Below are 25809 nucleotides of genomic sequence, written 5' to 3'. Positions count from 1 at the left end.
ACGCACCGTCGCCCGACTGCTGGCGCGCTGGCCGACGGCAGGACTGGCCGTCGCCGTGATCGATCACGGCCAGCCGACCTGGTTCCACAACCACGGGGTCGCCGACGTGACAACCCGGGCACCGGTCACCCCGGACACCGTGTTCCGGGTCGGTTCGCTCACCAAGACCTTCACCGCCGTGGCGATCCTGCAGCTCTGCGAGCAGGGCCGGGTCGACCTCGACGTTCCCGCGAACGAGTACCTGAGGACCTTCCGGCTGCGCCCGACTCGGCCGGACCTCCAGCCGGCCACCCTGCGTCACCTGCTCACCCACACCGCTGGTGTCGGCTACTGGCGGCGGCTGTCCGACCTGCTCCACCCAGCCTCGGGCTCGGGAGTGGAAGCCCGTCGACTGATTCCGCTCGGTGAGTACTATCGTCGCGGGCTGCCCCAGGAGGTGCAGCCCGGCACCAAGTGGGTCTACAGCAACCACGGCTTCGCCGCGCTCGGCCAGGTTGTGGAGGACGTGTCCGGCCAGACCCTGCGCGACTACCTGATCGAGCACGTGCTCGACCCGCTCGGGATGGACCACACCGACCTCGCCAGGTCCGACCGGGTGCGGCCGCGGCTGGCCACCGGCTACGTCGTCCGCGCCCGGGGGCTCGAGCCAGTCGCGGACCGGGAGGTCCCCACCCCCGGCGGCGGTGGCCTCTACTCGACCTCGGCCGACCTTGCTCGCTACGTCGAATGCCTTCTTCACGGCAGCCAAGGCCCAGGCGGCCGGATCCTCCAACCGCAGACGGTGGCGCAGCTGTTCGCCCCGCACTTCCAACCCGACCCGCGCCTCCCCGGCATGGGGCTGGGCTTCGAGCTCGGCGCCGAGGACGGGCACCGCACCGTCGACAAGAGCGGCGTGGTGTCGGGCTTCCTCGCCGACCTGACCATGTGCCCGGCTGCAGGCGTCGGCGTCGTGGTCCTGGCCAACACCGGCGGGCTGAGCGCCCAAGGTGCCCCGGTCCCCGTCGGATCGGTCCTGATGCGTCAGCTCCTCGGCCTGCCCGGGGACCCGCTGCGCACCGACATCCCGCCCCGACCGGACGTCTGGGCCGAGCTGTGCGGCTGGTACTCACCTGCCCCCGGACCGGTGACGAACCTCTTCGCGCGGGCCTTCATGGGCGCCGGTGCCGAGGTGGTCGTCGACAACCACGGGCTTGTCCTCAAGCCTCTCAACCCCGTGCCTGCCCTTCGCCGCGGCATGGTGCTCCACCCCGACGACCCGGACGACCCGCAGGTGTTCCGAGTCGACCTCTCGGAGCTCGGAATGGGCGCGCTCCCCGTCGTCTTCACCGGCACCGGGAACGGCGATCACCCCCCGCGGCTGTGGTTCGACCTCATGGCGTTCGACAAGCGTTCCGACGTGCGCAACCCCCGTCGGCTGGCCACAGCGAGCATCCTCACCGCCAGTGCGGCCCTCCTCGCCGCCCACGTCACGCGGCGCGGCACCCGGCACGGCGACCTGTCCTGAAGGAGAAGCGATCATCATGCGAACCCGACTTCACCGGACGAGGGACTGGCCCAGGCTCGTCCACCTTCCCGACGTGTCCCTCTACGTCGACGTCGTGGGGCAGGGCGAACCGATCGTGCTCATGCACGGCGGACCCAGCGCCGACCTGTGGACCATGGGTGCCTTCCGGAAGCTGGCGGACCAGTTCACCGTGGTCCTCTACGACCACCGGTGCAACGGGCGCTCGACCGGGCCTCCCGCACCCTCGATGACCTGGGACAACCTCACCGCCGACGCCGAGGCACTGCGCCGACACCTCGGCTTCGACCGGTGGGCCGTCCTCGGCCACTCCTTCGGCGGCCACGTCGCCCTCGAGTACGCCCTGCGGTACCCGGACCGCCTGACCCGACTCGTCCTCGTCGACACCGGAGCGGATGCCCGGTGGTCCCGCGAGAACGCCCTCCGGGTGCTGGCCGAGCGCGGCTACAGCCAGGCCAAGATCGAGCTCGTCCGGCGTTGGTTCAGCGGCGAGTTCGAGGCGCGCGAGTACCTGCCGATCTTCTGGCGGATCAGCGGCGCCTACATGCCCAACCACGGCTTCCGCGGCATGGTTCGCGAGCTGGCCGAGGGGGGCTGGCGGTCCAGAATCCGTCCGGAGCCCTTCCTCTTCGCTGGGCGCTCGCTCCTGCCGGGCTGGTCCGTCGTTGACCGACTCGGCGAGATCACCGCTCCGACCCTCGTGATCGCCGGGCGCGAGGACTTCATCTTCCCGCCGGACTGCCAGCGCGAGCTCGTCGACGGGATTCCCGGCGCCCAGCTCGCCCTCATCGACGAGGCCGGCCACAACCCGCAGGACGAGATGCCGGCCGAGGTGATGGCCGTGCTGCGGCCGTTCCTCGCCGGCACAGTGATCGGAACACCACTCAACTGATCGGGTAGCCAGGCACTCGGGCGGACGGATGGCCTCAGGATCCAGCAGTCAGCACGACGCCGTCCGACGACGAGGTCATCGTGCACGAGGCGAGGTCGGCAACGACGAAGTCAGCACCATCAAGGTCAGCCGCACTGTGCGACGTCGCCACACCCAGCACCCGCGCTCCGGCAGCGAGAGCGGCTTCGACCCCGGCTGGAGCATCCTCGATGACAAGGCACTCGCGGATGTCCCTGCCCAGCTCAGCAGCCGCCTTCAGGTAGCCCTCGGGGTGGGGCTTGCCGTGCCTCACGTCCTCTGCCGCGACCAACACCTGCGGGACAGGCAGGCCCGCGGCACCGAGCCGCGCCGCCATGAGCGCGCGCGACCCCGATGTCACCGCCGCCCATCGATCTGAAGCGAGGCGTGGCAGCAAGTCCCTGGCGCCCGGCAATGCGACGACGTCCACCAGATCATGGAGATCAAGGTCCTCCACTTCCGCCACCGCCCCGGCGCGCAGCTCCTCTGCGACGAACTGGGCCACGGTGTCCTCGGTCCGGCGACCATGACAAACGCGCAGAACCGTGCTTGCCTCGATGTCGTGTCTCGCCGCCCACGTTCGCCAGGTCCGTTCCACCGCAGCCGTCGAATCCACCAGAGTGCCGTCGACATCGAAAAGGACGGCCTGGACGTCAAATCGCATGGGTACACGGTAAACGTGCCAACCATCCCTCCGACGAGGGGCGCAGCTGGCCGACGAGCACGTGTCCGGCCTGTACAGAGTTGAACACTCATCATGGATGACAGCAGCTTCGGCCAGGCAGTCCAGGACCTCGTCTCCCGAGACGCGGACCTCGCGCGCATCGTGCGCGAGCACGGTCGCCCCGTGCTGTGGACCCGGCCGCCGGGATTCCCGGCGCTCGTCCTGTTCATCCTGGAGCAGCAGGTGAGCCTGGCCTCCGCGGCCGCCGCCTACTCGCGTCTCGCCGAGAGCCTCGGCGGCATGTCACCCGAGGCGATCGCCACGTCGACGTCCGAGGACCTGCGCGCGAGCGGGGTGTCCCGGCAGAAGGACCGGTACCTACGGGCCCTGTCAGCCGCCGTGTTGGACGGCACGCTCGACCTCGAAAGCCTGGCGGAGCTCCCGGACGACGAGGTGCGGCGGGCCCTTGTCGCCCTCCCCGGCATCGGACCGTGGACCGCGGACGTCTACCTCCTCGCCTGCCTCGGGAGACCCGACCTCTGGCCGATCGGTGACCGTGCACTGCAGGTCGCTGCGGCGGAGGCGCTCGGCCTCGCCGCCGTGCCCGACCCGGCGTCACTCACGGCCCTCGGAGAGCGTTGGCGGCCCCTGCGCTCGACCGCGGCCCGGTTGCTGTGGCACGGCTACCTGTCCCGCCGGGGCCGCGTCGAGACCCGGCCGGAACTGCTTGCCTGACCACTCGCATGGCCGGTTGCACTGTGCCGCAGACGAACTGAGCCGTGTGCCGCTGAGCTGGCTCAGCGGCATACGGCTCGCCTTTGCGTCACCTCTGTGGGAATGATCAGATGATGAGCAGAACCGCGGCGGCAACCGCTCCAGCAAAGCTGAGCGTGCCGAGCACAAAGCTCACGACGGCGCTGGCGTTCCAGTAGCCGGACCGGTCGCGAATGCTGGCACCGAGCATGCCGAAGCCTGCGGTGAGCAGGACTCCACCGGCGATCCAGCTGCCGAGGTACCACGCCTCGCCGAGGTCCGCCAGGATCCAGCTGGCCGGCACGAAGTAGGTGTACGCACCGAACGCTGCAACCAGGGCACCGATGATGATGAGCGTGTAGTCGACCGTACGGTGACGGAACAACCGGGGTAGATGCTCAGTCGTCACGGCCTGTTTCTCTTGGAGCTCCGACATCGTCCTCACCTCCCTCCTGCACCTCAAGCGTGGCGGGCATCCCGAAACGGGCATAAGAGTCGTTGGTCCCGATCTTCGCGGCAGAGCGGCCGCGCGCCCGGACGAGATGGTGCCGTCGCGCAGCGCGCACGGCGACCGTCTGGCACCGTGAGTGTCAGCTGCGAGTCAGCAGTCTCGCCGAAGGCGAGTCGAGGAGGCGATCAAAGGGTGTTGCGGAGGTTCACCTGTGCGGCATCCATCGCTGCGGTCGGTGGGCTGCTCCTGCGGCGGTCTGGGGTGTGGAGCAGCGGCGTACCCCTTCCGCTGACCGATGCCGACGGTCATCGGTTGCCCGCCAGCGTCTCGGAGAAGACCTACCTCGACCTCAACGGCGTGCGGCAGGGGATGTTCCTCCAAGGGACCGACGTGAAGAATCCCGTGCTGCTCTACTTGCACGGTGGCATGCCGGAGTTCTTCCTCACCGAGCGCTACCCGACCGGGCTCGAGACCGTCTTCACGGTCGCGTGGTGGGACCGCCGCGGGGCGGGACTGTCGTACGACGCGCAGGTCCCCCCGGAACAGGTCACCCTCGAGCAGCACGTGGCCGACATCCTGGCCGTGGCGGACTACCTTCGGGACCGTTTCGACCAGGAGAAGGTCTATCTCATGGCACATTCCGGAGGGACGTTCTTCGCACTGCAGGCGGTGGCCCGGGCTCCCGAGCGTTTCCACGCGTACATCGGCATGTCGCAGATGGTGCGACAGCTCGAGTCCGAACGGCTCACGTACGAGTACCTGGTCACGCGCTATCGGGAGCGTGGTGACCTGCGGATGCTCCGACGCCTCGAAGCGGCGCCGGTCACGATCCGTGACGGCACCCCCGATGGCTACCTCTCGGTGCGCGACAAGGCGATGCACCGTCTCGGTGTCGGCACGATGCACGACATGCACTCCGTGATCACCGGCGTCTTCCTGCCGTCCATGACGAGTCAGCAGTACACGGTCGGCGAGAAGCTCCGGTTGTGGCGAGGCAAGTTCACCACCGGCGTCATGCCGCACTGGGGGCAGGTCCTTGCCACCGACCTGTCCGAGCAGGTGCCCAGCGTGGACATCCCCCTCTACTTCCTTCACGGCGTGCACGACTACACGTGCAGTTACCCCCTCGCCCATGACTACTACGAAAGCGTCCGCGCACCCGTCAAGGGCTTCTACACGTTTCTCCAGTCGGCCCACAGCCCGGTCTTCGAGGAACCCGAGAGGACGCTGCGCATCCTCTCGGAGGACGTGCTGAGCGGGACGACGGACCTCGCTGATCGACCGTAGGTTGCCGCCCAGGTGTCGCCGTCGAGGGTGAGCGGTCACCCTGGTTGCCGTTGAGCCCAGCCGTTGGTCAGATGCCGTCGGCAGCGATCAGATGGAGGGCAGCTCCGACTTCGAGGGCACTCTCGTCGTAGACGACGTCGTCGGCATGGTTGAAGGAGGTGTTCCCCTCGCCCTGTGCACCGAGATAGACCATTGCGCCGGGCCACCTCCGCAGGAAGTATGCGAAGTCCTCGATCACCATCGAGGGATCGGGCATCGCAACGACCTTGCCGCCCAGCTCCGTCCGCCCCAGCCGGGTCTCGAGTCCGGCGATGTAGTCGGCGTCGTTGACGACGGCGGGGTATCCCTCATGGATTGTCAGGGCTCCCGTCAGGCGATGTGAGGTCACGACTTCGCCCACCAGGTCGTGCATCGCCGTGATGAGCTGGGCTCGGCTGTCCGCGGTCAGCGTGCGCAGCGTCCCCCTGAGGCGGCCTGAGGCTGGGATGACATTGACGGTGTTGCCGATTCGCGACTCGGTGACGGTGGCAACGACGTGCTCTTCTGTGGAGAGTTCCCCGACCAGCCGCCCCAGGCGAAGGGTGATCTCCGAGGCGGCCTCCACCGGGTTTCCCACGAGATGGGGTTGGCTCGCGTGACCGCCCGGGCCGCGCAGCTCGACGGTGAACCAGTCGCCGTAGGCCATGAACACCCCCGGTCTGCACAGGATCGAACCTGGCGCCGCGAGTGCGTGGACATGCACGGCAAAGGCCGTCGCCTGGCCGCGGAAGCTGAGGTTCGCATGCTCCAGGCTTCGAAGCGCGCCGCGGTCGGACTCCTCACCGGGCTGGAAGACCAGGACCGTGTCGCGCCGCGGGGGGTTGTCGACCAGGACCTTGGCGGCCCCGAGCAGCATTGCCATGTGAAGGTCGTGCCCACACGCGTGCATGGCTCCCGCCGCGCTGGACCGGAACGGCAGGTCCGTCCGCTCGGTGACCGGCAGGGCGTCCATGTCCGCTCGGAGCACGGAGACGACGTCGTCTGGGGCGGACCCGGGGACGCGGACCGTGACTCCCGAAGCCGGGCGGGACTCGGTGACCAGTCCGAGCTCGCGCAGCGTTGCGGCGATGTAGTCGTGGGTGCGGGGCAGCTCGAGACCCACCTCGGGGTGCCGGTGGAGCTCTCGGCGGTGCTCGATCATCCACTCCTGCACATCGCGAGCCTGTTGGATGCGCACGTTCACGAGAGTGCCTCTCCGGCAGGTCCTTCCACGGACTCAGCCGTCAGCTGCGCTCCCCGTAGCGTGGTGCTGCGGCCGGCCACCTTCACGGCCTCACGGACTGAGTCGTCCACGCTCAGGCCAGCTGCGAGTCCGGCCGCCAGCGCGCCGCAGAATGCGTCACCTGCGCCGGTGGTGTCAATCGGCTCCACGTGCACAGCCGGGAACTGGCGAAGCTCCCCTCGCTCGAACACCGCAGCCCCGTCTGCTCCGAGGGTGACGACCACTGGCCCCTCGAACCGTAGGGCGGTCAGGCACGCGGCCACGTCAGTGATGGTGTCCGGCTCGTTCAGGCCGGAGAGCTGCCCGAGCTCCGTGCGGTTCGGTACGAGAATGTCGACGCGCGGCAGGACCTTGGCCAAGGCATTCGGGTCGGGTGGCATGGGGGCAGGATTGAGGATGAACGTCGTGGCGTCCGGGATCGCTTCGACGATCGCCTCCAGCGCGTCGATGGGAATCTCGAGCTGGGCGAGGACCACCGAGGGCGAGCATGCCCGGATGGCGTGAGACACGGCGTCGGGACGCACTGAGGAGTTCGCGCCCGGGTCGACGACGATGAGGTTCTCCCCGGCGTCGTCGACGAAGACCATGGCGGTCCCGGTGGCGACCGCAGCAGCCTGGGTGACGCCGCTGGTGTCGACCCCGTGCCGCCGAAGATGGTCGAGGTAGTCCTGTCCGGCTTCGTCCGCACCCACCGCGCCGACGAAGCCAACCTCCCCGCCGAGGACGGCGACGGCGATGGCCTGGTTGCCACCTTTACCACCGAAGTCACGTTCCCGGTCGAGGGCGAGCACCGTCTCCCCGGGCATTGGCAGCCTCGCAACCCGGTAGCTCACGTCCATGTTGAGAGAGCCGACGACGCACACCCGGCTCATGAGCGCTGGCCCACGCGATCGATCGCCGAAAGGACAAGATCCCAGTACCGCGGAGCGTCCAGGCTCATCGCCACCTGGACGTTGGGCTGCTGGTCGGGGTACCGCTGGTGCAGGTCGACAACCGTCGTGCCGCGTGTCCACCTGCCATCCAGCTCCACTGCGACGAAAGCATCCCGCCAGGCGATCAGGCCGGGGTCGATCAGGCCAGCGATCGTGCAGGGGTCGTGGACGGGCGGGGCCGCGAACTCCCAGACGCGGTTGTAGGAGGCTCCGAAGAAGCCCATCCACGCCGCGCAGGTACGGCCCACCACGTGGTCCATCGCGGCCATCCGCTCGACCACCGCCGGAGTCGCCAAGGCCTGGTGAGTGAGGTTGAGACCGACCATCCGCACCGGCAGTCCGCTGCCCAGCACGAGGTCAAGAGCCTCGGGGTCGGCGAAGGTGTTGAACTCGGCCGTGGGCGTGTGGTTGCCGCGTTCGGTCGAGCCGCCCATGAAGACGATCTCGTGGATACCGTCCTTCACCGCCGGATGGTCGAGGAGGAGCTGGGCAACGTTGGTGATGGGTCCGGTCGCGGCGATGCTGACCGGCTCGGTGCTGGACTCGATCGTGCGCCGCAACAGCTCGGTGGCGGTCTCGGGCGAGACGTCGAAGCCTGGCTCGGGCATGGGAGGCCCGTCCAGGCCGCTGGCCCCGTGGACGTAGTTGCCGAGCGTGGACTTGCCGTCGATGCTCCCCTCCGCGCCGCGCGCAACCGGGATGTCCGTCGCGTGCGCGAGCGTGAGGATCTGGAGTGCGTTGCGGGTTGCGTCCTCGACCGAGCAGTTGCCGAAGGTGGTCGTCACTGCTCGAAGGTCGACGTGGGGCGAGCCGACCGCGAGCAGTAGTGCGACGGCGTCATCGTGGCCCGGGTCGCAGTCGATGATGAGGGGACGAGCGACCATCAGGACGTCCGGCCGGCGCCGAGCCAGCGCAGCATGCCACCGACAAGGGGGGCGAAGCCCTCCCAATCCAGGAACTCGACGGGGCACCAGTGCGGGCCGATGTCCGAGGTCCACACGAGTGATCGGCCTTGACCGACCTCGCGCGTCGCGAGGAGGACGTCCTCCCCGACGGTGGCCACGACCTGTGCGTCCGGCTTGGCCGTGACGTAGTTGTAGCCGAGCAGCTGGGGGGCCTCGCCGGTCCACCCTTGGGCGATCTCGTGCTCATCCGAAACGACGCGGCAGTCGGCGCCTTCGGGCTTCTCGACCCGGTCGTCGCTGGTCAGCAGGTCGACAGGGAGCACCTGCGCGATCGGACTCCGGGCGAAGTTGGCCCGAGCCTGGAAGCCCTGGAAGCTGAGGTAGCCGCCGGCCATCATGAGCCCACCGCCGGCTCGGGTCCACGCGACCAGCGATTCCAAGGGGTTGTCGGTGCGCCGGCCCTTGAGCCACACCTCGTTGGGCAGGACGAAGGAGTTGTAGCCGATGTCGGAGAGGATGACGACGTCGTAGGCCGAGAGCGCCTCGACGGTCCGGGGGAAGCGGTTCGGGACATCGTGCGCGTAGATCTGTTCGATCTCGATGCCTTGGGTCGCTGCGGCGGCGATGAAGGCGTCTGCGCCGGTCTCGAAGGTCGTCGACGAGAAGCTGTCGAAGCCCTTGTAGTGGGTGGACTGGGAAATCCAGCTCTCGCCGGCGAGCAGCACGCGCGCCATGTCAGTTCTCCTTCTGTGCGGTCTCGAAAAGGGTTCGTGGGTTGGTTGCCAGGAGCTGGTCGACGTCCGCTTGGGACATGCCGAGGCGCTTCAGGCGGGGGACGAAGTACTGCAGGATGTGCCCGTAGCCCGGGCCGCCGTAGTGGCGCAGCAGCGACTTGATGAAGATGTCCTGCGAGATGAGCAGCCGTTCGAGGTGACCCCGCTCAGCGAGACGGCAGAGCCACGTGGCGTTCTGCTCGTCTGACGGGCACTGCACGCCCTGGTCGGCGTAGAAGACCTCCATGCCGATCATGTCGTACTGAACCCAGGCGCCACGTCGCAGCAGCTCCTCCTGATAGCTCAGGTCATCGCCAGAGGGGCCCAGGTGGCAGAGGACGATGGTGGACGGGTCGATCCCATGGCGCTCGGCGATGTCGAGCACCTCGCCGGCGCGCCGGAACCAGGCCGGCAGGTGGACCTGGACCGGCAGGTGCAGCGTGCGCTGGGCGATGAACGCGCCCTCGAGGCTGGCCCGTTCGGCGGGGGTGAAGTCGGCGCCCACGCCGATCTCCCCGATGATTCCGGGGTGGATGCCGGCATCACCGTCGAGGACGTCGCGCACGATGTGTTCCGCGATCTCCTCCGGGGCCAGCCCCTTGACGTGCGCCGGCTGGGCTGCGTCGAGGTAGTAGCCGGTGCCGGCGATGATCTTGACCCCGCTGCGTTCGCTGACTCGGCGCAGCAGTGCGAGGTCGCGTCCGACGCCGAGTCCGGTTGCGTCGATGATGGTCGACCCGCCGAGGTCCGCGTATCGCCCGACCTCCTCGATGGCGAGTCCTTCGTCGTCGAGTCGGCAGTTGTCGCGGTTGCCGAACGGGTCCTGCTTCAGGTCCCAGACGATGTCCATCGTCACGGGTCGGTCAGCGAACTCGTCGGCCGCCCACCCGGTCGACGACGTCTCGTGCCACCACGAGGTGACGTCGTTGATGACGTGCTCATGCGTGAGGGTTGTCCCGAGCTCGGCTGAGTCGACCGGGCCCGTGACGGTCATCACCATGGTCATCGACGCGACCTGACCAGCCGTGCAAAGAGCTTGCTGTTGAGGAAGATCGCGACGATCAGGATGATGCCCTGCACGATGGGGACCCAGTAGACGTCGACGCGCAGCAGCACCAGGCCGTTGCTGATGATGCCGAGCGTGAGGGCACCGATCGCCGAGCCGACGATCGAGCCGCGGCCGCCCATCAGGCTGGTGCCGCCAAGCACGACGGCGGTGATGACCTCGAGCTCGAATGCGGTGCCCGAGTTCGACGAGCCGCTTGCCAGCCTGGTCGCGGTGATGATGCCGGCTCCCGCGGCGAGCACGCCGGTGATGACCAGCACGGCCATCTGGATGCGCCTGATGTCGACGCCCGAGCGGCGCAGCGACTCGGCGTTCGAGCCGACCGCGACGACGTACCGGCCGAAGCGGGTGCGGCTGAAGACGTACCAGGCGATCACCACGATCGCGATGGCCATCCAGGTCGGGGTGTACAGCCCGAGCAGCTTGCCGTTGCCCAGGGGCAGGAGGAAGCCCGAGTCGATCGGGGTGCTGTAGCCCTGCGTGATGAGGAGCGCGACGCCCCGGACTGCGGTCAGTGCGGCCAGGGTGACGATGAAGGACTGGAGTCGTCCGTAAGCGGTCAGGGCACCGTTGATCGCGCCGATGGCGGCGCCGATCAGCAGTGTGAGCAGCAGCGCGACGAGCGGGTTGCCGGACTGGGCCAGCAGGGCCAGGGAGGCTGCGGTCAGCCCGACGATGGAGCCGACCGACAGGTCGATCGCCCCGGTGGTGATGACGAAGGTCATGCCCATGGCGACGACGACGGTCGGCGCGATCTGGCGAGCGATGTTGACCAGGTTCTCGGTGGTCAGGAACGCGTCGGCCCGGACGCTGAAGAAGATGAACAACACCGCGAAGACCACCGAGATGGAGAGGACTCCGAAGTATCGTCCGATGAACTCGGCTCGGGCGCCGCGATTGAGCCGTGCGGGCTTGGTGATCGAGGTCAACGGGATCTCACTTTCCCATCATCGCGGCGACCAGTCCGCTCAGATCTGTCGTGGCCGGTTCGAGCTGTCCGTGGATCGTGCCCTCGTAGAGGACGACGAACCGGTCGGCGACCTCGAACAGGTCCTGCAGGCGGTGCGTGATCAGCACGACCGAGACGCCCCGCGTGGAGACGTCCTTGATCAGCTGCAGGACCATCTCGACCTCCTTCGCAGCGAGTGCCGCGGTGGGCTCGTCGAGCACGAGGACCTTCGGGTCGAAGGTGACGGCCCGGGCGATCGCGATCGCCTGGCGCTGTCCGCCGGACATGTTCCCAACCTCTTGGCGAGTGTTGGTGATCCGGATGTGCAGCTTGCGCAGCTCCTCGGCAGCTTCGGTGTGCATCCGCTCGCTGTCGAGTCGTCGGGTGACCGGGTGATAGGCCTCGCGGCCGAGGAACAGGTTCGCCGTGACATCGAGGTGGTCGCACAGAGCCAGGTCCTGGTAGACCATCTCGATGCCGTGTGCCCGGGCGGCCCGGGGCCCGGACCCGGTCATCTGCTCGCCGTCGACGAGGATCTCGCCACGGTCCGGGGTCTCGGCACCGGCGAGCATCTTCATCAACGTCGACTTGCCCGCCCCGTTGTCCCCGACGAGGCCGATGACCTCGCCGGGGGCAATGGTCAGGTCGACCCCCTTCAGCACATCGAGTGCACCGTACGACTTGCGGATGCCGCGCATCTCGACTCGCGGCGGAGATTGGCGAGTCGCCGTGGCGTCCGCCGGTGTGGTCGTTGTCATCTGGGGGTCGTCCTCCTTCGGGTCCGCAGCGGGCTGCGAGGGATCAGGGGAAGATCGCGCGGTACGGCTCGACGTTCTCCTTGGTGACGATCGTGATCGGCACGTCGATGAATCCCTTCGGCGCAGCGCCGCCAAGAATGGACTTGAGCTCCTTGACTGCCTCGACACCCTCGGTCTTCGGGTCCTGCTGGACCACCGCGGTCACGGAGCCGCTGTCGATCCCGGAGATCACCTCTTTGGTGAGGTCCCAGCCGATGATCTTGGTCTTGGCGTCCGCACCGATGGCGCTGACCGCGCCCACGGTGGCCGGCTCGCCGGTGGTGTAGATGAAGTCGAGTCCCGGCTGGGCGGTCACGAGGTTCTGGGCTGCGGTTGCGGCCTTCTCCTGGACGTTGTCGCCGCTGACGCTCTGCGTGTACTTGGCGCCGGCTGCGTCGATCGCCTTGCGGAAGCTGTCCTCCCGCTGGTTCTGGATGAACGAGTTCTTCGCGTCGACGACGCCGTACGACTTGCCGCTGGCCAAGCCCTTGTCGATCATCCACTGCGCGGCCTGCGCGCCGGCCTTCTCGTTGTCCACGCCGACGAAGGTCTCGACCGAGCCGTCCTCGAGCTTCGCGTCGATCGCGACGACCTTGATCCCCTTGTCCCGAGCGGCCTTGACGGCCGGGAGAACGCCGTTGACGTCGATCGCCACGACGATCAGGCCGGTCACACCTTGGGTGACGAAGTTCTCGATGTCGCTGTTCTGCTTCGACGAGTCGTTGTTGGCGTTGGCGATCGTCAGTTCACACCCGGCGTCCTTGGCGGCCTGCTGAGCCCCCTCGTTCATCTGGGTGAAGAACGCGGCGGTCTGGTTGATCTGAGTCATGCCGACGACGCACTTGGCGTTCCCCGCGGATGTTGCCCCGCCCGCGGAGGGGGTGGGCTCGTTCCCCGTGCTGCAGGCCGAGGTAACCGCCAGAGCCGTCGCCACGGCGACACCGAGTGCGGCCCGGCTGCGGAGTCGAGACGTCTTTGTCATGGGTTGGTGCCTCCTCTTCGACTTCGGCAATCGATTGCCGAGATGCGCTGTAATCTACATCCCGGATGGGACCCTGCATATAGCGATTGCATAACGCCCGCGGATGGAGGCCAATGAAGACGCCAGTCCCCGGTCCGGCCCGACCGATCACGATGGCCGACGTCGCGGCCAGGGCAGGCGTCTCGACAGCCACCGTGTCGCGCGTTCTGAGCGACTCACGACCGGTCGCTCCCTCCTTGCGAGAGGCAGTTCTCGACGCCGCTTCAGCACTCGGCTACCAGGTCAACCTGCTCGGGCGCGCACTTCGAAAGGGCCGCACTGCCACCGTGGGCTTGCTCGTCCCCGACCTCGACAACCCCTTCTTCTCCTCCCTCGCCCAGCATCTGTCCACTGCGTTCGAGGGATCGGCGACCGATGTGCTGATCTTCAGCGCCGGCGAGGACCTGGCGGTGGAGCGGCGAGGGGTCGAGTCCTTCCTCGGCCGGCAGGTCGACGCCATTGTCATCATCCCCTGCGACGAGATCGGCAGCACCGATGCCGTGTTGGCGGCTGCGCAGGGCACCGCAACCATCCAGCTCGACCGGCAGGTCGTCGGAGCCGGCATCCACTTCGTCGGTTGCGACAACGAGGTGGGGATGGCCTTGGTCGCCCAGCATGTGAAGCAGCACGTCTCCATGCCCGACCAGCCAGTGATCTACGTTGGGGCCCAAGCGCAGTCGTCATCCGGCCACGAGCGCTACCAGTACTTCAACACGCACTTCCCGGAGCAGCCCACCTTCCTCGGCGAGTTCGATGTTGCGTGGGGTCAGTCCGCCGTCGACCTCATCCTGGAGCAGGGCTTCACCCGGGCCACGATCGTCACTGCAGCCGACATCATTGCCCTCGGCGTCATCTCAGGGCTGCACGTGCGCGGGTACCGGGTGCCGGACGACTTTCGCGTCATCGGCTTCGACGGCATCGGCGTGGCACGCCTTTCACACCCGACGTTGACGACGGTCCGTCAGCCCGTCGAGGAGATGGGGCGAACCGTGTTGGAGATCATCTCGTCAACGTCCGCGACTCCCGGGCCGCGGACCGTCCGTCTCGCTCCGGAGTTCGTCGTCGGGGAGTCGAGCCCGCACATCGGCGACACCGTGGGGGGCGCAGCTGACCCAACTCGAGTCCGCAGTGACGCCGAGGGCCAACCTCACGGCCGGGCACGTGGCGCAGGGTCGAGCGGTGGTCTCAGCCGAAGTAGGTGAGTGGGTCTGTCACGTCGGTCCTGCCTCGTGCTCAGGTGGCTCACAAGCTACCCGCCTAGCGTGGGCGGATGCCCACAGTCCGAGGGCGGCCTCGCCGACGGACGCGCGCGCTGGTCGGTGCGGTGCTCGCCGTGAGTGTCCTTGCGGTGAGCGGGTGCTCCACGCCGGGAACTGCTCGCCAGCAGGGTGCGGCCAGGGGTCCGTCCTCGGCGCCGTCCGGCAGTTCGTCGGCGCCATCCGGTTCGGCCCAGTCGCGGGCGACGGGGTCGGCGCAGTCCGGAACTGGCCGGACGTCGACGCCCACGCCCACGGCGGCTCCGACGCACTACTCGACACGTGTGGTCTTTCGCGGCGCCCACCCGGATGACCTCGCTTTCGACCTCACCGGCCACCTGCTCTTCAGCGACTACACCAACGGGACGATCAGCCGCCTCGAGTCGCCGGGGCACGCGACGGTCCTTCATCGCGGGCTCGCTGGACCAGAAGGCATGGTTGTCCTCGCCGACGGGACCCTCGTGGTCGCGGAGGAGAAGACGAACCACGTCCTCGCCTTTTCGCCCGGCTCGTCAGTACCGACCGTGCTGCGTGATCTGCCCGGCACGCCGTCTCTCGTCAGCTGTCACCAGGGCGTGGACGGGATCGCGTGGGATCCGACGACCAAGACGCTCATCGTCCCCGATGCGCCCAGCGGCACGGTATACCGGATGACCAGCGACGGCGCGACCCTCACCCCTCTTGCCCACGGCTTCGTCCACCCGGTCGGGGCGGCGGTCGACCGGTCCGGCGCCGTCCTCGTCGCTGACGAGTGCGGAGGGGACGTATGGCGGGTGACCGCGACCGGCGGCCGAGTCCGCGTCGCCCCGGGGGTCATGCCGGACGACGTCGCCGTGGACCGCTTCGGCAACATCCTCGTGACGGACGTGCGGCACACGCGGCACTCGCTCTACCGCTACCCGGCCGGTGGCGGCACGGGGACCCTGCTCGCCGCCTCGGGACTCGTCGAGCCACAGGGCCTGGCCATCGCAGCCGACGGGTCGATCTACGTCTCGGACGACCTGGCCGACGTCATTCTCAGGCTCACGCCGCCCAGTTGACTCCGGCCTCCCCCACGCTGTTCTCCGATCGGGGCGGTCCACGCACCCCTGCCGCTGGTCACCTTGGTCGCCCACCGGGCGACCCGGGGCTCTCAGGCGGCGGGGGAACGTTGCGGTTCAGCCGAGGGCACGACCGGCACCGCGGGGCGCAACGGACGAAGGAACATCGTCAGGACGACGCCGACGTAGAGGACCCAGGCGACGACCTGGAGGACGGACATCACCGGGGTGAGGTTGAACATGCCCTTGAGGAGAACGGCGTACCAGGCGCCGGGGAGGAAGACCGAGCGAATGTCGAAGGCGCTCAGTGCCTCGCCCGGCAGGACGCCCGCTTCCTGCAGGTCGTGCACGCCGTAGGCGAGGATGCCCGCGGCGACGACGATGAGCAGGATCCCGGTGTAGCGGAAGAACTTCGTCAAATTGATCCGGACGGCGCCGCGATAGATCAGCATGCCCAGCAACACCGCCCCGCCCAGCCCGAGGACCCATCCGAGCAGCGGCTGGACATTGCCCTGCCCCGCGGCCTCGGTCGTGGCGAAGAAGAAGATCGCCGTCTCCAGGCCCTCGCGGCCGACCCCGATGAAACCGACGGCGGCGATGGCGAGCGCGCCCAGGTCGAGAGCCCGGTCGAGACGACCCTTGAGATCGCCGGAGATCGACTTCGACGCCGCGCGCATCCAGAAGACCATGCCGGTGACGAAGGCGACGGCGACGATCGAGCTGATCCCCCCGATGAGCTCCTGCGTATCGTGCTCGAGGCCCTGCGTCCCGAAGGTGAGCGCGGCGCCGAGTCCGACGGACAGGGCGACCGCGGTGCCGACGCCCAGCCACACGTACTTCAGCGCCCATCGTCGGCCCGTCTTGACGAGGAACGCGACGAGGATGACGACGACGAGGGCGGCCTCGAGGCCTTCGCGCAGTCCGATGAGGGTGTTGCTCGCGAGCACAGATCAGCCTTTCGGTCAGGACGCCTGGGATTGGCGTCCTTCGAGGGGTATCACAGGTAAGCCTTACCTAACAACCCCCGTTCGCTCCTCCGCACGTCGACTGCCGCATGACCCACCCGGCGGGCGAGCTCGCCGTGCACTGAACATGCCACCCAGCCCCGCTGGAAGGTCACCTTCGGCGCGGGGCCGGCTCAGCGGCATACGGTCGTATGCCGCTGAGCTCGCTCGGGAGCCCACGTGCCCTCGCGCCTCGGCTGGCTGGAACTACTCGAGAAATCCCGCTTGACCTTGACGCAACGTCAACGTTGCACGCTCGTTTCATGACCACGACACCAGCTATCCAGATCGCCGGACTGACCAAGTCCTACGCGGACAACGCGGTGCTCAGGGGCGTCGATCTGAGCGTGCCCCCGGGCTCCATCTTCGCGCTCCTCGGCTCCAACGGCGCTGGCAAGACCACGACAGTGCGGATCCTGTCCACCCTGCTCAAGCCGGACGGCGGGACCGCCTCCGTCAATGGCCACGACGTCGCCAGCGAACCGGCGGCGGTCCGCGAGTCGATCAGCCTCACCGGACAGTTCGCGGCCGTCGACGAGATCCTCACCGGACGGGAGAACCTGATCCTCGTCGCTCAGCTGCGACGTCTCGACGATCCGGGCAGGATCGCCGACGAGCTGCTGTCGCGGTTCGGGCTGACCGATGCCGCCGGGCGAAGGGTGGGGACGTACTCGGGGGGCATGCGTCGCCGCCTCGACATCGCGATGAGCCTCATCGGCAGCCCGCCCGTGCTCTTCCTCGACGAGCCCACGACCGGACTCGACCCGCAGTCGCGCAACGAGGTCTGGAACACCATCCGCGTGCTCGCGGGCCGGGGCACCACGGTGCTGCTCACCACGCAGTACCTCGAGGAGGCCGAGCACCTCGCCGACCGGATCGCGATCCTCCACGAGGGCCGGATCATCGCCAACGGCACGTTGGGCGAGCTCAAGCAGCTGCTGCCGCCGGCGACGGTCGAGTACGTCGAGAAGCAGCCGACCCTCGAAGAGGTCTTCCTCGCGATCGTCGGCCAAACCCAGCACCGAGAAAGGACCGACGCATGACCACTCACGCCCTCAACGACACCACCGTGCTGACCAAGCGGTCGCTCCGCCACATCCTGCGCAGCCCGGACACCATCATCACGACCGCCATCACGCCGATCGCCATGCTGCTGCTGTTCGTCTACGTCTTCGGCAGCGCGATCGACATCGGCGGCGGCAACTACGTCAACTACCTGCTGCCCGGGATTCTGCTCATCACCGTCGCCTCCGGGATCGCCTACACGGCGTTCCGGATCTTCACGGATGTCTCGACCGGCCTCTTCGAACGGTTCCAGTCGATGCCGATCACCCGATCGGCGCTGCTGTGGGGACACGTGCTGACGTCGGTCGTGGCGAACCTCGTCTCGCTCTCCCTCGTCATGCTCGTCGCGCTGGCGATGGGCTTCCGTTCCGGCGCCGGACTGCTCGCGTGGCTCGCGGCCATCGGGATCCTGGTCCTCTTCACCCTGGCCCTGACCTGGCTGGCCGTGATCCCCGGGCTGACCGCGAAGTCGGTCGACGGGGTGAGCGGGTTCTCCTACCCGCTGATCTTCCTGCCGTTCATCAGCGCGGCCTTCGTGCCGACGGACGGCATGCCCGGGCCGGTGCGATGGTTCGCCGAGCACCAGCCGGTCACCCCGATCGTCAACACCCTGCGCAACCTCTTCGCCGAGCAACCGGTCGGCAACGACGGCTGGATCGCACTCGGCTGGTGCGTCGGCCTGCTCGTCGTCGCCTACGTCCTCGCGATCCGCACCTACCGCAGCAAGATCGCCTGACACCCTCCCTGACCAGGTAACCGAGAATGGGACCATGCTGACGATCAGCCAGCTCGCGTCATACGCCGGCGTCACCGTGCGCGCGGTTCGTCACTACCACGCCAAGGGGCTGCTGCCGGAGCCCGAGCGCGACCACTCCGGGTACCGGCGCTACGACGCGGCCGCGGTGGTCGAGCTCGTGAAGATCCGCACCCTGGCCGACGCGGGCGTGCCCCTGTCGCGGGTGCGTGAGCTGCTCGCGGCGGGCGCGCCGGAGTTCGAGGCGGCGGTCGAGGACATCGACCGCCGGCTGCGTGCCGAGATCCGGGAACGCCAGCGACACCGCGAGCGCATCGCCCAGCTCGCAGCCGGCGACAGCCTCGCGCTGCCGCCCGAGGCGGTGGCCTACCTCGACCGGATGCGTGAGCTCGGCTTCAATGAGCGGCTGATCCAGATCGAGCGCGACAGCTGGATCCTCATCGCGGCGAAGATGCCCGAAGAAGTGCCGGCCTTCATGACGATCAAGCGGGTGCAGATCGAGAACGAGGGGCTCCGTCGGCTGTACCTCGACATCGGCGACCTCGTCGACTGCCTGCCGGACGACCCGCGGCTGCCGGCGCTCGCCGACCGCGTGGCCGCCTTCATCGAGGCAGCGGCGAGCGAGTTCGAGGGGGTGGAGGATGTCGCCCCGGTCAGTGACGACCTGGTCGCGCTGCTCGACGCCGCCTTCATCGACTCCTTCCCGGCCGCGCAGCGCATGCTCCTCCTGCTCGAGGAGCGCGGCTGGACGGGCTGGACGAACATCCGGCGCCTGGAACCCGCGGGGTGATGCGGGCGGACCCGTCCAACGGCCGACGGTGTCAGAAGAGCTGCCGGAAGTTCGCGCTCGCGAGGTCGAGGAGCTCGTCCCCCCGGCCGGACAGCACCGTTCGGATCGCGTAGAGCGTGAAGCCCTTGACCTGCTCTGCCGTCACGGCCGGCGGGATGGTCAGCTCGTCACGCTCCGTGACGACATCGACCAGCGCTGGCCCTTTGTGGCTGAAGACGTCCCGGAGCGCATTTCGGAGCTCCTTCGACTTCTCGACGCGAATTCCCTTGATGCCCATGGCGTTCGCCACCGCAGCGAAGTCCGGGTTGACCAGATCGGTGCCGTACGTGACGAATCCGGCCGCCTTCATCTCGAGCTCGACGAAGTTGAGGGACGAGTTGTTGAAGACGACCATCTTGATGGGGAGGCGGTTCTGCGTGACGGTCAGCAGCTCTCCAAGCAGCATCGCGATGCCGCCGTCACCGCTCATCGTCACGACCTGCCGACCGGGGAACGCGACCTGCGCGCCCACCGCCTGCGGTACGGCGTTGGCCATGCTGCCGTGGACGAAGGAACCGATGAGTCGACGGCCGCCGTGCATGTGGAGGTAGCGCGCGGCATAGATGACCGGTGACCCCACGTCAGGCACGAAGACCGCATCCTGGTCCGCGAGCTCATCGATCAGGCGCGCCAGGTACTGCGGGTGGATCGGCTTGCCCCGCTTCGACTCCGTGGCGAGGTCGTCGAGCTTCGCTCGTGTCTTTGCGTAGTGCGCCAGCGCGTCCTCGAGGTGCGAGCGCTTCTTCTGCTCGTCGAGCAGCGGCAGCAACGCGCGGGCCGTCTCGCCGACGTCACCCACGAGGCCGAGGTCGAGCGGCACGCGCCGCCCGAGCTGGTCGCCGCGGATGTCGACCTGGATGACCTTCGCCTTCGGCGGATAGAACTGCTGGTACGGGAAGTCTGTCCCGAGCATGAGCAAGGTGTCCGACGACTCCATCGCGCGATAGCCGGAGGCAAAGCCCAGCAGCCCGGTCATCCCGACGTCGAAGGGGTTGTCGAACTCGACTCGGTCCTTGCCCCGCATCGTGTGCACGATGGGCGCACCCAGCCGGTCCGCGAGCCGCAGCACGTCGTCGTGGGCATCCCCGACGCCGACTCCTGCCAGGATCGTCGTCGCCGACCCGCGGTTGAGCAGCCCCGCAGCTCGCCGAAGCTCGTCGTCGGACGGCAGGACACGGGGACGAGTTGGCTCGACCTGGACGACCCGGTCGTCGGCCGCGTCCTGCAGGGCCACGTCTCCGGGGATCACGATGACCGCAACGCCGCGCCGCTCGATGGCGACCCGCAGCGCGATCTCGAGGACGCGTGGCATCTGGCTCCGATGCGACACGAGCTCGACATAGACGCTGCACTCGCGGAAGAGCTCCTGCGGGTGGGTCTCCTGGAAGTAGCCGCTGCCGATCTCCTCGCTCGGGATCTGGGCCGCGATGGCGAGCACGGGCACCCGGCTCCGATTCGCGTCGAAGAGCCCGTTGATCAGGTGCAGGTTCCCGGGGCCGCAGCTGCCGACGCACACCGCGAGCCCACCGGTGAGCTCCGCGTCCGCGGCTGCCGCGAAGGCCGCGCCCTCCTCGTGCCGCACGTGGACCCAGTCCATCGTGCCATCGCGCCGGAGCGCGTCAGTGAAGCCGTTCAGCGAGTCGCCGGGGACGCCGTACACCCGCTTCACGCCGTTGGCCCGCAGGGTTGCCACCATGTTCTGCGCGATGGTTTGTGCCATTCGTCCTCCTTGGGCGCGGGTCAGGCGACGAGGCGGTATGCCGCTGAGCTCGCTTCCGTCGTCCCGCTCGGTCGCGCAGGCGGCCGGGTGTGCGCACAGGTCGTAGCGCTGACCTTCTACCCGCCGGCCGGCACCCCGAACCCGACCAGCCACCCCACTGGGATGGAGCCGATCGAATGAACAGCTCTCGGGCGCGAATCCTGTTCACTCGATCGGGTAGGCGGGTGCACCCTTCCTGTCGAGCTGCCGGCGCGAGTCAGGCTGGTAGACCGTCGAGTCGGGCCAGGACCTGGAGCATCACCTCGTCGGCCCCGCCGCCGATGGAGACGAGCCGCGTGTCACGGAAGAACCGCGATGTCCACGTCTCCTCCAGGTAGCCCATGCCGCCGTGGAACTGCAGGCACGTGTCGGCGACCTCGCGGACGAGGCGTCCTGCGGTGAGCTTGGCCACGGAGGCCATTCGGGTGATGTCCTCACCGGCCATGCGGGCCTCGCACGTCTCGCGGTTGTGGCTGCGCAGCAGGTCGACCTGGGCCTGCAGCTCGGCGAGGCGGAAGGCGACGTACTGCTTGGAAGCGAGAGGGGTGCCGAAGATGGTCCGCTCCGCGGCGAACTCCCGCGTCAGCTCGAGCGCCGTGTCGCACTGGCCGACCGTGACGTACGCGGCGAACATCCGTTCCACGACGAACTGCTGCATCTGCTGCTGGAAGCCGCGGCCGATCTCACCGATCGTGTTGGCGACCGGCACACGCACGTCATCGAGAACGATCTCGGCCGTGTCGGACGCCCAGTTGCCCAGCTTGTCGAGCTTGCGGCTGACGGAGAACCCGGCGCACGCCGTCGGGACGATGACCTGTGACAGGCCCCGAAAGCCACCCTCGTCAGACGTCCGCGCGAGCAGGCAGATCCAGTCGGCCTGGGTTCCATTCGTGATGAACATCTTGCGGCCCGAGATGACCCAGTCATCCCCGTCGCGTCGCGCGCGGGTAAGCAGTCGGGCGACATCGGATCCCGTGTCCGGCTCGGTCACCGCGATGGCCGTGACGGCCGACCCCGCGATCGCAGGGGCGAGGAACTCGGTCTTCTGCTCGTGGGTACCGAGCTGGGCGAGGGAGGGTGTCGCCATCATGGACTGCACCCCGATCGCCATGCCCACCCCGGCCGAGCCCATTCGGCCGAGCTCCTCGCACGCGACCATCTGGAAGGAGTGGTCGGCGCCGAGACCACCGTAGGCAGGGTCGTACTCGATGCCGAGGAGCCCGACCGCACCAGCCTTCGGGAACAGCTCATGCGCCGGGAAGGACCCCTCGCGCTCCCACTCGTCGACGTACGGGTTGACCTCGGTGTCGACGAAGTGCCGCACGCTCTTGCCGAAGTCGACATGGTCGCCGGTGAGTCGCATGGCTTCGACCGTAGCCGCCGAGGTTCCACAAAACAAGCAGCCTTGCTTGTTTTTCTCGACTGTGCCACGCTGCGATGTCATGACCGAGTCGAGCCCAACGCCCTCGTCCGACGTCCTGCGCGTCGGGAACTGCTCGGGCTTCTACGGAGACCGGCTCTCCGCGATGCGCGAGATGCTCGAGGGCGGCCCGCTCGACGTGCTCACCGGGGACTACCTCGCGGAGCTCACGATGCTCATCCTCGGCCGCGACCGAGCCAAGGACCCTGCTCTCGGCTACGCCCGCACCTTCCTGCGCCAGCTCGAGGACTGCCTCGGGCTGGCGCACGAGAAGGGGGTGCGCATCCTCGCCAACGCCGGTGGCCTCAACCCGCACGGCTGCGCCACCGCCGTCCAGGACCTCGCAACTCGGCTCGGCCTCGGTGTCAAGGTCGCCGTCGTCGACGGCGACGACCTCACCACCCGGGCCGGCGAGCTCGGCCTCGGAGCGCCCCTTGCGGCCAACGCCTACCTCGGGGGGCTGGGCATCGCTGCGGCCTGCCGTGCCGGGGCCGACATCGTCATCACCGGCCGCGTCACGGACGCCTCCGTCGTCGTCGGCCCGGCGATCGCTCACTTCGGTTGGGAGCGAACCGAGTTCGACGCCATCGCCGGCGCCATGGCGGCCGGCCACGTCATCGAGTGCGGCACCCAGGCGACGGGCGGCAATCTCGCCTTCTTCCGCGAGATCCTGGACCTGACCCGGCCCGGCTTCCCGATCGCCGAGATCCGCCGCGACGGCTCGTCGGTCATCACGAAGCACCCGGGCACGGGTGGTGCGGTGACCGTCGACACCGTGGTCTCGCAGCTGCTCTACGAGGTCCAGGACGTGCGCTATGCCGGGCCCGATGCCGTCCTGCGACTCGACTCCCTCACCCTCGAGCAGCACGGCCCCGACCGCGTCCTCGTCACCGGCGCCCGGGGCGAGGCCCCTCCCCCGGACGTCAAGGTCTCGTGCACGAGAGTCGGTGGCTACCGGAACGAGCTGACCTTCGTGCTCACCGGCCTCGACATCGACGCCAAGGCAGACCTGGCCCGACGGCAGGTCGAGGCATCGCTCTCCGTCCGGCCGGCTGAGCTGACCTGGACCCTGGCCCGAACCGACCATGACGATCCGGACACCCAGGCGCGCGCGGCGGCGACCCTCACCGTCGTCGCCCGCGATCCCGACGAGGCCAAGGTCGGGCGCGCCTTTTCGAACGCGGCGGTCGAGATCGCGCTCGCGAGCTACCCCGGTTGCTTCCTGACGAACCCACCGGGCTCCGGGAGCGCCTACGGGATCTTCGAGCCGCGCTTCCTCTCCCAGGACGTCCCCGTCCACACGGTCACGCTGCCGAGCGGTGAACGGCAGTCCATCGAGCCGCCTCCCACGACGCGGCCGCTCGAACCTCTGCCCGGCGACCCGGCCACAGCAGGAGCCGGCGAAGCACCCGAAGCCGGCTCAGCCGCATACGGGATGACGGTACGTGCCCCGCTGGGAACGATCGTGGGGGCGCGGTCCGGCGACAAGGGCGGCAACGCGAACGTCGGGCTATGGGTACGCTCGCAAGACGAGTTCGCCTGGCTCGACGGCTTCCTCACCGTCGACCGGCTGCGCGACCTGCTTCCCGAGACGCGTGACCTGACGGTCACGCGCACCCGCCTCCCCCGTATCCGCGCCCTCAACTTCGTCGTCGAGGGACTCCTCGGCGACGGAGTCGCCTATGCCGCGCGCTTCGACCCGCAGGCCAAGGCCCTCGGCGAGTGGCTGAGAGCGCGTCACGTCGACCTGCCCACTCGACTGCTGCCCGCGCCCGTGGAGGTGGGCCGTCCATGACGACTCTCCGCAGCACCATCGATCCCACGAGCGTCGACATGCGCGCGAACGCCGAGGCGATGGCGGCCCAGCTCGCCGAGATCGACGAGCAGCTCGCCATCGCCGTCGCTGGTGGCGGCGAGCAGGCGGTCGAGCGCCATCGCAGGCGCGGGAAGCTGACGGCTCGCGAGCGGATCCAGCTGCTCCTCGACCGGGACGCCCCGTTCCTCGAGCTCGCCCCGCTCGCGGGTTACGGTACCCGGTTCACCGTCGGGGGCAGCGTCGTCGCCGGGATCGGGGTCGTCGAGGGCGTCGAGTGCATGGTCATCGCCAACGACCCGACCGTGAAGGGCGGGGCGAGCAACCCATCCTCGGTGAAGAAGACGCTGCGGATGCATGACATCGCCAAGGAGAACCGGCTGCCCGTCATCAGCCTGGTCGAGTCCGGCGGCGCCGACCTGCCGACCCAGAAGGACATCTTCATCCCGGGAGGGGCGACCTTCCGCAACCTCACGCAGCTCTCCGCGGCCGGAGTCCCGACGATCGCTCTCGTCTTCGGCAACTCCACGGCGGGCGGGGCCTACCTGCCGGGCATGAGCGACCACGTCGTCATGATCGAGGAGCGCTCCAAGGTGTTCCTCGCCGGTCCACCGCTCGTCAAGGCTGCGACGGGCGAGGAGTCCGACGACGAGTCGCTCGGCGGCGCCGCGATGCATGCCCGGGTCTCGGGGCTCGCCGACTACTACGCCCTCGACGAGCAGGACGCCATCCGCATCGGCCGTCGCATCGTCGGGCGCCTCAACTGGCGCAAGCCCGCTGCGCCGCTGACCCTCACGCCCAGGCCGCCGCGGTATGCCGCCGAGGACCTGCTCGGGATCGTGCCCTCCGACCTCAAGAACCCGTTCGACCCCCGCGAGGTGATCGCCCGGATCGTCGACGACTCGGATTTCGACGAGTTCAAGCCGCTCTACGGCACCTCGCTCGTCACGGGCTGGGCCCAGCTGCACGGCTTCCCCGTGGGGATCCTCGCCAACGCCCGGGGCGTGCTGTTCAGCCAGGAGTCGCAGAAGGCGGCCCAGTTCATCCAGCTCGCCAACCAGACCAACACCCCGCTGCTGTTCCTGCACAACACGACCGGCTACATGGTCGGCAAGGAGTACGAGCAGGGCGGCATCATCAAGCACGGGGCGATGATGATCAACGCCGTCTCCAACTCGACCGTGCCCCACATCTCGGTCCTCATCGGCAACTCCTACGGCGCCGGCCACTACGGCATGTGCGGCCGGGCCTACGACCCGCGGTTCGTCTTCACCTGGCCCAGCGCGCGCAGCGCGGTCATGGGAGCACAACAGCTCGCCGACGTCACCTACTCGGTGTCTCGGGCCTCGGCCCTCGCCCAGGGCAAGGCCTTCGACGAGGAGGGCGCGCTCGCCGTGCGCGCCGCCATCGAGAAGCAGATCACCGCGGAGGCCATGCCGCTCGTGCTGTCCGGCCTGGTCTACGACGACGGGATCATCGACCCCCGCGACACGAGGTCCGTCCTCGGCATCGCCCTGTCCGCGATCCACAACGCACCGGTCGAGGGCACCTCCTCGTTCGGCGTCTTCCGGATGTGAG

General features: G+C 68.6%; 24 protein-coding genes. 11 read left to right on the top strand and 13 right to left on the bottom strand.

All coding sequences use genetic code 11. From position 1 onward, the window contains the following. Together ABF401_RS14690 and ABF401_RS14685 are read left to right on the top strand one after the other, a co-directional pair. Positions 1-1504: serine hydrolase domain-containing protein (locus ABF401_RS14690; protein ID WP_353510317.1), on the top strand; the 1504-nt coding region annotated here is incomplete at its 5' end. Positions 1505-1520: 16 nt separating this feature from the next. Beyond that, entirely contained in the window at positions 1521-2414 is an 894-nt protein-coding gene (locus ABF401_RS14685) for an alpha/beta fold hydrolase (RefSeq protein ID WP_353510316.1), read from the top strand. 34 nt (positions 2415-2448) lie between these two features. Here the strand turns inward: ABF401_RS14685 and ABF401_RS14680 are convergent, their stop codons facing one another. Next, positions 2449-3096 (bottom strand): HAD-IA family hydrolase, encoded by a 648-nt coding sequence (locus tag ABF401_RS14680; protein ID WP_353510315.1) that lies wholly within the window; start codon positions 3094-3096, stop codon positions 2449-2451. Between the two features lie 93 nt (positions 3097-3189). Here ABF401_RS14680 and ABF401_RS14675 point away from each other — a divergent pair, with 93 nt between their 5' ends. After that, the gene (locus tag ABF401_RS14675) at positions 3190-3831 is read left to right on the top strand and encodes a DNA-3-methyladenine glycosylase family protein (RefSeq protein ID WP_353510314.1); all 642 of its coding nucleotides are present in this window, start codon (positions 3190-3192) and stop codon (positions 3829-3831) included. 106 nt (positions 3832-3937) lie between these two features. On the opposite strand, the gene ABF401_RS14670 is transcribed toward ABF401_RS14675, so the two are convergent. Further along, positions 3938-4285, bottom strand: a complete 348-nt coding sequence (locus ABF401_RS14670; protein WP_353510313.1) for a hypothetical protein — start codon at positions 4283-4285, stop codon at positions 3938-3940. Between the two features lie 207 nt (positions 4286-4492). Here ABF401_RS14670 and ABF401_RS14665 point away from each other — a divergent pair, with 207 nt between their 5' ends. Next, a complete protein-coding gene (locus ABF401_RS14665; protein ID WP_353510312.1) occupies positions 4493-5587 on the top strand; it encodes an alpha/beta fold hydrolase in 1095 nt (364 codons plus the stop codon). Positions 5588-5654: 67 nt separating this feature from the next. Here ABF401_RS14665 and ABF401_RS14660 read toward each other — a convergent pair whose 3' ends face one another. Genes ABF401_RS14660 through ABF401_RS14625 form a run of 8 tightly spaced genes read right to left on the bottom strand, consistent with a single transcriptional unit; the run spans position 5655 to position 13252 of the window. Further along, positions 5655-6803 carry a M20 metallopeptidase family protein gene (locus tag ABF401_RS14660; protein ID WP_353510311.1) on the bottom strand — a complete coding sequence of 383 codons (1149 nt, stop codon included), beginning with the start codon at positions 6801-6803 and terminating at the stop codon, positions 5655-5657. Between the two features lie 2 nt (positions 6804-6805). Next, positions 6806-7720 (bottom strand): ribokinase, encoded by a 915-nt coding sequence (locus ABF401_RS14655; RefSeq protein WP_353510310.1) that lies wholly within the window; start codon positions 7718-7720, stop codon positions 6806-6808. Further along, the gene (locus ABF401_RS14650; protein WP_353510309.1) at positions 7717-8664 is read right to left on the bottom strand and encodes a nucleoside hydrolase; all 948 of its coding nucleotides are present in this window, start codon (positions 8662-8664) and stop codon (positions 7717-7719) included. The genes ABF401_RS14655 and ABF401_RS14650 overlap by 4 nt, the downstream gene beginning before the upstream one ends. Next, positions 8664-9419 (bottom strand): glutamine amidotransferase, encoded by a 756-nt coding sequence (locus ABF401_RS14645; RefSeq protein WP_353510308.1) that lies wholly within the window; start codon positions 9417-9419, stop codon positions 8664-8666. Before ABF401_RS14645 ends, ABF401_RS14650 begins: the two co-directional genes overlap by 1 nt. 1 nt (position 9420) lies before the next feature. Next, the gene (locus ABF401_RS14640; RefSeq protein WP_353510307.1) at positions 9421-10464 is read right to left on the bottom strand and encodes a phosphotriesterase family protein; all 1044 of its coding nucleotides are present in this window, start codon (positions 10462-10464) and stop codon (positions 9421-9423) included. Beyond that, a complete protein-coding gene (locus ABF401_RS14635) occupies positions 10461-11453 on the bottom strand; it encodes an ABC transporter permease (protein ID WP_353510306.1) in 993 nt (330 codons plus the stop codon). Before ABF401_RS14635 ends, ABF401_RS14640 begins: the two co-directional genes overlap by 4 nt. A gap of 7 nt (positions 11454-11460) precedes the next feature. Continuing rightward, complete coding sequence (locus ABF401_RS14630; protein WP_353510305.1) at positions 11461-12231, bottom strand: ATP-binding cassette domain-containing protein; 771 nt, start codon at positions 12229-12231, stop codon at positions 11461-11463. A 43-nt stretch (positions 12232-12274) separates the two neighbouring features. Next, positions 12275-13252 (bottom strand): substrate-binding domain-containing protein, encoded by a 978-nt coding sequence (locus ABF401_RS14625; protein ID WP_353510304.1) that lies wholly within the window; start codon positions 13250-13252, stop codon positions 12275-12277. A 113-nt stretch (positions 13253-13365) separates the two neighbouring features. On the opposite strand from ABF401_RS14625, the gene ABF401_RS14620 reads away from it, so the two are divergent. Beyond that, positions 13366-14493 carry a LacI family DNA-binding transcriptional regulator gene (locus ABF401_RS14620; RefSeq protein WP_353510303.1) on the top strand — a complete coding sequence of 376 codons (1128 nt, stop codon included), beginning with the start codon at positions 13366-13368 and terminating at the stop codon, positions 14491-14493. A gap of 338 nt (positions 14494-14831) precedes the next feature. Then, the gene (locus tag ABF401_RS14615) at positions 14832-15587 is read left to right on the top strand and encodes an NHL repeat-containing protein (protein ID WP_353510302.1); all 756 of its coding nucleotides are present in this window, start codon (positions 14832-14834) and stop codon (positions 15585-15587) included. Between the two features lie 92 nt (positions 15588-15679). Here ABF401_RS14615 and efeU read toward each other — a convergent pair whose 3' ends face one another. Further along, positions 15680-16534, bottom strand: coding sequence for an iron uptake transporter permease EfeU (gene efeU / locus ABF401_RS14610; protein WP_353510301.1), 855 nt, complete (start codon positions 16532-16534; stop codon positions 15680-15682). Between the two features lie 320 nt (positions 16535-16854). On the opposite strand from efeU, the gene ABF401_RS14605 reads away from it, so the two are divergent. The 3 genes from ABF401_RS14605 to ABF401_RS14595 are packed head-to-tail and all read left to right on the top strand — an operon-like array spanning position 16855 to position 19200. Beyond that, positions 16855-17634, top strand: coding sequence for an ABC transporter ATP-binding protein (locus tag ABF401_RS14605; protein ID WP_353510300.1), 780 nt, complete (start codon positions 16855-16857; stop codon positions 17632-17634). Beyond that, the gene (locus ABF401_RS14600; RefSeq protein ID WP_353510299.1) at positions 17631-18392 is read left to right on the top strand and encodes an ABC transporter permease; all 762 of its coding nucleotides are present in this window, start codon (positions 17631-17633) and stop codon (positions 18390-18392) included. Before ABF401_RS14605 ends, ABF401_RS14600 begins: the two co-directional genes overlap by 4 nt. A gap of 34 nt (positions 18393-18426) precedes the next feature. Beyond that, positions 18427-19200 (top strand): MerR family transcriptional regulator, encoded by a 774-nt coding sequence (locus tag ABF401_RS14595; RefSeq protein ID WP_353510298.1) that lies wholly within the window; start codon positions 18427-18429, stop codon positions 19198-19200. Positions 19201-19231: 31 nt separating this feature from the next. On the opposite strand, the gene poxB is transcribed toward ABF401_RS14595, so the two are convergent. Together poxB and ABF401_RS14585 are read right to left on the bottom strand one after the other, a co-directional pair. Next, the gene (poxB, locus tag ABF401_RS14590) at positions 19232-20959 is read right to left on the bottom strand and encodes a ubiquinone-dependent pyruvate dehydrogenase (protein ID WP_353510297.1); all 1728 of its coding nucleotides are present in this window, start codon (positions 20957-20959) and stop codon (positions 19232-19234) included. Positions 20960-21215: 256 nt separating this feature from the next. Next, positions 21216-22361 (bottom strand): acyl-CoA dehydrogenase family protein, encoded by a 1146-nt coding sequence (locus ABF401_RS14585; protein ID WP_353510296.1) that lies wholly within the window; start codon positions 22359-22361, stop codon positions 21216-21218. A gap of 79 nt (positions 22362-22440) precedes the next feature. On the opposite strand from ABF401_RS14585, the gene ABF401_RS14580 reads away from it, so the two are divergent. Both ABF401_RS14580 and ABF401_RS14575 read left to right on the top strand, forming a co-directional pair. Then, entirely contained in the window at positions 22441-24213 is a 1773-nt protein-coding gene (locus ABF401_RS14580) for an acyclic terpene utilization AtuA family protein (RefSeq protein WP_353510295.1), read from the top strand. Next, positions 24210-25808 (top strand): acyl-CoA carboxylase subunit beta, encoded by a 1599-nt coding sequence (locus ABF401_RS14575; protein ID WP_353510294.1) that lies wholly within the window; start codon positions 24210-24212, stop codon positions 25806-25808. Before ABF401_RS14580 ends, ABF401_RS14575 begins: the two co-directional genes overlap by 4 nt. The last annotated feature ends 1 nt before the right edge of the window (position 25809 follow it).

It is taken from the genome of Intrasporangium sp., assembly GCF_040414665.1.
In the GTDB taxonomy this organism is placed as follows: Bacteria; Actinomycetota; Actinomycetes; order Actinomycetales; family Dermatophilaceae; genus Intrasporangium.
This window is presented reverse-complemented; position numbering and strand designations above follow the sequence as displayed.